Genomic DNA, 7,124 nt, shown 5'->3' with positions numbered 1-7,124 from the left:
GGTTCAGACAATACAGCAACCTGTACACAAATCGTAACCGTAAATGATACTATAGACCCTACTTTTGTAAGTTGTGCGGCTCCTGTGTCGTTCAATGTTACTGCTACCGGATGTACCGTAGACTTAGCAGATGTCAACTTAGGAACTCCAACCGTAGATGATAATTGTACCACAACCATAGTTACTAACGATGCACCAGCTTCTTTCCCATTAGGAGAGACTACAGTGACTTGGACGGTTACCGATGGTTCAGACAATACAGCGACCTGTACGCAAGTTGTTACTATTATAGATGATAAACCTCCAGTATTCGTTGAAGATTTGCCTGCAGATGGAACTTATGAATGTGATAGTGTTCCTGAGGCTGAAACACTAACTGCCACAGATCCTTGTGGAAATGTTGATGTCGTTTTCACCGAGACAAGAACAGATGGTTCCTGTACTTCAAACTACTCATTAGAACGCAAATGGGTGGCTACAGATAGTAATGGAATTATTACAACACATATTCAAACCATTACAGTTCAAGACACAAAGGCTCCTGAACCTTCAACAAATATTGAGTTTTCAATATCTGCAAATTGTGACAACATACCTAATGTGCCAAACATTCAATTTGTTGATAATTGTTCTACAGATATTAATATGATATTCAATGAAACGAGTTCATTCGATATAAATAATCCAACCGATTACGAAATAACAAGAACATGGACGGTTTCTGATGAATGTAATAACGAAGAAATTTACACACAAACTATTTCGATTACTTTAAATGAATTTGTTAATACGGTAAGCGACAGAGCTTGTTTTGATGATAGAGTAATAGATTTAGACAACTATTTACAAAACAATCAATCAGGAGGTAAATGGACCGTTGTTGATGGAAATGTAATATTAGATGAAAATATATTTGACCCAGAAAATGTTGCTTTAGGGGTCTATAGATTCAGTTATGCTATCAATGAGAATGGATGTTTAAATACTACTGAAGTAAGTCTAGAAATTCATGAAGAGTGTATAACATTACCTTGTAGAGACAGGAATAACGTTATTATTTCAAAAGTGGTTACTCCAAATGGAGATCCATACAATGAATTTTTTGAAATAAATGGAATTGATGCTTGTGGTTTTATTGTAGAGTTACAAATATTCAACCGTTGGGGGGCAAAAATTTATGACAACTCTAATTATGAAAATGATTGGAATGGATTTGCGCATAACTCCTCTGTAGGACGTGCAGAAAAAGTACCAAACGGAACATATTTTTATATTATTAATTTAAGAAATAGTGGATTAGAACCTTTTGCGAAAGCTTTTTATGTGGGTACTAAATAAATCTAAGCAAACTATGAAGTCATTAAAATTAAACATACTTATTTTTATACTAGCCAATTGCGGGATTACAGTTGCACAACAACTACCTCAGTTTACGCAATACATGTATAATACCATATCCATAAATCCTGCTTATGCTGGTAGTAGAGAAACATTGAGTATTGTTGGCCTACATAGAAGTCAGTGGCTTGGTTTAGATGGTGGTCCAACAACACAAACGGTCTCTATACACAGCCCTTTAAGGAATGACAGGGTTGGTATTGGTTTTTCATTTATTAATGATGAATTAGGTTACGAGAACTTTACATATTTTTATGGTGATTTTTCATATACATTACCCATAGGAGAAAAAGCAAAATTGGCTTTTGGTTTGAAAGGTGGTTTTACTCAATATAACATAGATCAATCTCTTCTTAACGATCCGACAGTAGTTAATGATCAGTTCTTTAATGAAGTTTCAAACAGATTTAGCCCAAATATTGGTTTAGGTGCATATTTGCATACGAATAGATGGTACTTAGGTTTGTCCGCTCCTAGAATATTGAATACAGACTATAATAAAGGAAAACAGGGCACACTTGATTATGTAGCTCTTGAGCGTGTTAGTTATTATTTCACTGGTGGTTATGTTTTTGATTTGAGTGAAACAACAAAATTTAAACCTGCCATGTTACTTAAAGGAACCAATGGAGCACCTCTATCTTTTGATTTAACAGCGAATTTCTTGTTTAATGAAGTATTTTGGTTAGGCGCATCATATAGGTTTAATGAATCTGCAGCTGCTATAGGAGGAATTGCTGACTTTCAAGTATCTAAACAAATTAGGATTGGTTATGCCTATGAATATCCTATATCAGACATAAGACCATATACAAGTGGTACTCATGAAGTATTATTTATGTATGAACTTTTCAAAAGTAAACGTATTAAATCTCCAAGGTATTTCTAAATTAAACAAGCATGAAAACAAATTTTTTAATACTATTAATAGCTTTCTCTAGTACACTTTTTGCTCAAAAAAAACTCGCCGATAAATTTTTTGATAACTATGGCTATATAAAAGCTAGTGAGTTATATGAAAAAGCAGTTGAAAATGGAGATAGCAGCAAGCACGTTTTAACACGCTTAGGAGATTGCTATTATAACAACTCAAACTCTGAAAAAGCAGTTTATTGGTATAGTAAGGCTGCTGACAAATATGATTTAGAATCAGATCATTTATTTCGACTTATACAATCACTGAAAAGTATTGCTAATTATTCTGAAGCCGAAAAATGGATAAAAAAACTCATCGAAATTCAGAATGATGAAAATCATTTTAAAGATCATAGCTCAAATAGCTTAGCTAAATATGAAGAACTTAATTCACTAAACAAAGACTCCTATATAGTTATTGAGAACTTACAAATTAATTCTCAATTTTCTGATTTTGGTACTTTCATAAATAATGATCAATTTTATTTTGCATCTGCAAGAAACCAAGACGAAACGAAAAAATATGCTTGGAATAAAGAACCTTACTTAGATTTATTTCAGACTAACATTAAAGAAAATAAAGATAGTTTAGTTTTTGGAGAAGTAAATTTTATTAAAGCTTCTAAAGTAAATTCAGATTATCATGAAGCGTCTGTTGCTATTACCAATGATGGCAAAACATTATATTTCACTAGAGATAATGTTACTAGAAAAAACAAACTAAACTTTGATAAAAAAGGAACAACACACTTAAAAATATATAAAGCAACTTTAGTAGAAGATAGTTGGGAAGACATTAAAGAACTTTCTATCAACGACGACGTCTACTCTACCGGACACCCTGCATTAAGTCCTGATAATAAAAAACTCTTTTTTGTATCTGACAGAGAAGGAGGTTTTGGAAAAACAGATATTTATGAAGTTGATATTTTAGAAAACAATAAATTCAGTAAACCAAAAAATTTGGGTTCTAAAATAAATACTCAAGGTCGAGAAATGTTTCCTTTTGTTAGTAAAGACAGTACACTTTATTTTTCTTCAGATGGCCGTCTAAACCTTGGTCTTTTAGATATCTTTAAATCTAATATTATTAAAGATAGTTTATCTGAACCTAAAAACTTAGGAGCGCCCTATAATAGTGGATATGATGATTTTGCATTTTTTATTGACTCCTCAAAAGAAAACAATAGGAGTTACCTATCATCTAACAGACCAGGAGGTAAAGGTAACGATGATATTTATTCAGCTTACCCTACCAATTGTTCTCAAACAATTAAAGGGGTTACTAAAGATAAAAACACCGATAGTATTCTAAGTAAAACTACTGTAAAATTAATTGATGAAACAGGGAAAATAATTAAAGAAATATTATCTGATGAAAATGGTAAATATGAATTTAAAGTTAGTTGTAATACAACTTATACTATTGTAGGTAGTATTAAGACATACTCTGATGACAGAATAGAAATAAAAACAAATGACGAAAACCAAAAAATTACCGAAAGAGATTTATTTTTGGAATCTTTAATAAAAGGGGATCAAATAGTTATAAAACCAATATTCTTTGATTATGGCAAATGGAATATTAGAACAGATGCACAGTATGAATTAGAAAATATTGTAGATGTTTTAAGAGCTAACCCTAATATGGTTATAAAAATTGAAGCACATACAGATAGTAGAGGAAGAGACAGGTTTAACATGAAGTTATCAGATAAAAGAGCAAAATCGACTAGAGATTATATTCTATCAAGAGGTATTTCTCAAAACAGAATACAAAGCGCTATTGGTTATGGTGAAAGTCAGTTATTAAACAAATGTAGTAATGGTGTAAAATGTACCAAAGAGGAACATCAATTAAATAGAAGATCGTATTTCTATATTGTAAAAAAATAAATATTCGTAACACACTAAATAACAATACTTTACAAAATATGAATAAATAAATATTCGATAAAAAGCAAATTATAACGATAAAATACATACTTTAGCTTTTAATCGAATTTATTAGTGATTTAGCATGTAAATTTGAATGTTTAATAACATATATGTTTTTTTGCAAAACCTACAAAAATTTAAAATTATGACCCCGAATCTAATTTCTATAAATAAGCAGGCACTATTAAATTTAAGTGCTCTCCCCTCATTTTTTTTTCCCCTCAAAAATTTATTAATAATATTTATTAATCGTTAAAATAAGTTACTAGTCGTAACCATTATTGACGACTAGACTGTATTAAACAAATATTTAGATACAAGTCATGAAAAATAAATTAATAATTAGGCTCAACATTTTTATTATTCTTTGCAGCTTATCACTAAAAGTTAATGCTCAAAAAAAGACGCTAAAAAAAGATTTTGAAATAAATGTTATTAAGCCTAGTGACAAGCCAAACTTTGAAAATGAACATATCCATGTTTTAGAGTTAAAAAATAATTCAAAACTCAAATCCGAATACAAGGTGTCATTAATTGATGATAACTGCTCAAAAGGTAAAAATAAAGCTGAATCAAATATTAACTCTCAAATTTCTTTTGAAAATTCAAATAAGGCCTCGATTGATAATATTGTTTCATTAGAGCCAAATGAATCCATCAAAATGAATCTTAAAATACAGAAGAAAAACAATGCAAAATTAGATTCTTGGAATTGTTCAATAATTTCTGTTATAAAGTTATCAAATCTTAAATCAAAAAATACGAAATCTAATATTTCAAAATCGGTTACAATAAAAACTTTTATACCTAACCCTATCCATAAAGGTCATTAAGTTTTAAAATATTAATTAGTTAATTAAAGGCTTATGAAAACGTCTACTAAATATAAAAGGTACAATCAGTTTATTCTGATTGTATGTTTTTTAATAACAGCATTTACTCATGCGCAATTAAAGAATGATTTTGATCCTCGCTTTAATGAAGCTGTAAATGGAGATTTTACTATGATAGCCAATAACATGGTCTCAACGTCTGCTACAGGAAATTATAATGGTGGCGCAAATAATCAAGATTTCGATCTTGTCTATGTAGATATCGACGGAAATACAGGGATTGGAGCTAATACATTTAACTCTAGTAGAGCAGAATTTACAAACCCTTCTCCTGGAACTAGCTGTTTAACTATTAAGAGAGTATTTCTTTATTGGGCAGCATCCGACTTTGAACCAGATAGCTCTGATATAAACTCTGAAAACCAGATAAATTGGGATTTTGACGATATAAAACTTATGCTTCCTGGAGAGACTGACTATACTGATTATGATGCTGATGAAGTGCTTTACAGAGGTAGAGATGATAATGGAGATGGTGTTGCCGATGATCATTTTAGTAACGACCCATATATTTGTGTTAAAGATATAACTACTCAAATAACTGATTTAGTAGCTAATGGAAATGAAGACTCAGCATTTGGTCAATATCAAGTTGCCAATGTTGAAGGCAAAATAGGAAATTTAAGAGAGCATGGAGCAACAGATGGAAATACTGGTGTGTCTGGTGGTTGGCAAATTGTTTTTGTTTACGAAAGCCCTTTACTCCCTAGAAAAAATGTTAGTATTTATGATGGTTACGCCCACGTTACTGATACTGATAATAATTATAATATTTTAATTGATGGTTTCCAAACTGTACCTGCTCCACAAGATGTAAGTGTAAAAATTTTGATGGGAGCGCTTGAAGGAGACAGAAACTTAATAGGTGACCAATTAGAAATAGAAAATACATTAAATACTTTTGTCCCTTTAACAACAACCTTAAGACCAAGCAACAATTTCTTTAATAGTAGAATTACAATAGACAATAACAACTTTTTGAATAGAGCACCAGCTAGCGAAAATACATCTGGTTTTGATGCAGCCCTATTTCAACTGGATAATACTGGAAATTCGATTATAGGAAACGGACAAACGTCAGCAACTTTAAGGCTAGCAGCTAACTTAGAAACTTATGGTGTATTCTTATTAGGTCTATCAGTTGATGTGTTTGAACCTAACCTTGGTCCTATTGAGGTATTAACTTCAGCAAGTAGCACCCCACAAGCACCAGGATCAACGATTACTGGAAGTTTTGACGTAGAGAATAAAGGTAATGATGATGCAGTAAATGTTACAATATTTTCAACACTTCCTTCTCAACTTACTTTAGAAGAACCAATCGTAGGTTTACCAGCAGGAGTAGCTTACACTTATAATTCTGGTACAGGATATCTTGAATTTACTGTGGATGATAGTTTCGTAGAAGCCGGTGATGCAGCTATTGAAGATGTAGATTTTAATCTTATTATACGAGATGAGTGTTATTTTTTAGAAAATACATGTGATTTATCATTTGGGTTAGAATTTACAGCTACTTATAACGGAGTTATTAACCCAGAGCAACAAACTACCAATAGTTCATCTTCATTAGATGTTTGTGGCGTTGGAAATAGTGAAGAAACTATAATTAACGTTATCCAGCCTACTATATCTTGGCAAACAGCTGTAGGTTCACTCGATAGAACAGTTGAGTGCAATGATAGTACAAGTTTAGCAAACGCACAAAATCTTGAACCTGTAGCTAATAAATGTACTCTTACACCTATAAAAACGTCTGGAGTATTTATTGCAGACTCTAGTTGTCCAAATTCTGGTACTTATACTAATATTTGGAACTTTACTGATGCTTGTGGAGTGACAATAAGTGACTTTGTTCAAACCATTACTGTTAATGATACTACAGTACCTACTGCTACTGGAACTATTGCTAATTCTACTGTGGAAGGTTGTACTGCTGCTGACGCTACTGCTCCTGTAACTTCTGTTGCTGAGTTAGAA

4 protein-coding genes and 1 pseudogene are annotated in these 7,124 nt (G+C 31.6%); all 5 read left to right on the top strand.

Features of this window, described 5'->3' with window-relative positions; all coding sequences use genetic code 11:
- On the top strand, nt 1-1,338 hold a 1,338-nt coding region (locus Q0772_RS16145; protein WP_298346982.1), incomplete at its 5' end, for a gliding motility-associated C-terminal domain-containing protein.
- 13 nt (nt 1,339-1,351) lie between these two features.
- Nucleotides 1,352-2,287 (top strand): type IX secretion system membrane protein PorP/SprF, encoded by a 936-nt coding sequence (locus Q0772_RS16140; RefSeq protein WP_298346980.1) that lies wholly within the window; start codon nt 1,352-1,354, stop codon nt 2,285-2,287.
- A gap of 11 nt (nt 2,288-2,298) precedes the next feature.
- Complete coding sequence (locus Q0772_RS16135) at nt 2,299-4,209, top strand: OmpA family protein (RefSeq protein ID WP_298346978.1); 1,911 nt, start codon at nt 2,299-2,301, stop codon at nt 4,207-4,209.
- Nucleotides 4,210-4,574: 365 nt separating this feature from the next.
- Nucleotides 4,575-5,084, top strand: coding sequence for a hypothetical protein (locus Q0772_RS16130; RefSeq protein ID WP_298346976.1), 510 nt, complete (start codon nt 4,575-4,577; stop codon nt 5,082-5,084).
- A 33-nt stretch (nt 5,085-5,117) separates the two neighbouring features.
- A pseudogene (locus tag Q0772_RS16125) lies at nt 5,118-7,124 on the top strand (hypothetical protein); the annotation flags it as partial.

The organism is uncultured Algibacter sp. (assembly GCF_947490405.1).
Taxonomy (GTDB): domain Bacteria; phylum Bacteroidota; class Bacteroidia; order Flavobacteriales; family Flavobacteriaceae; genus Algibacter_B.
This window is presented reverse-complemented; position numbering and strand designations above follow the sequence as displayed.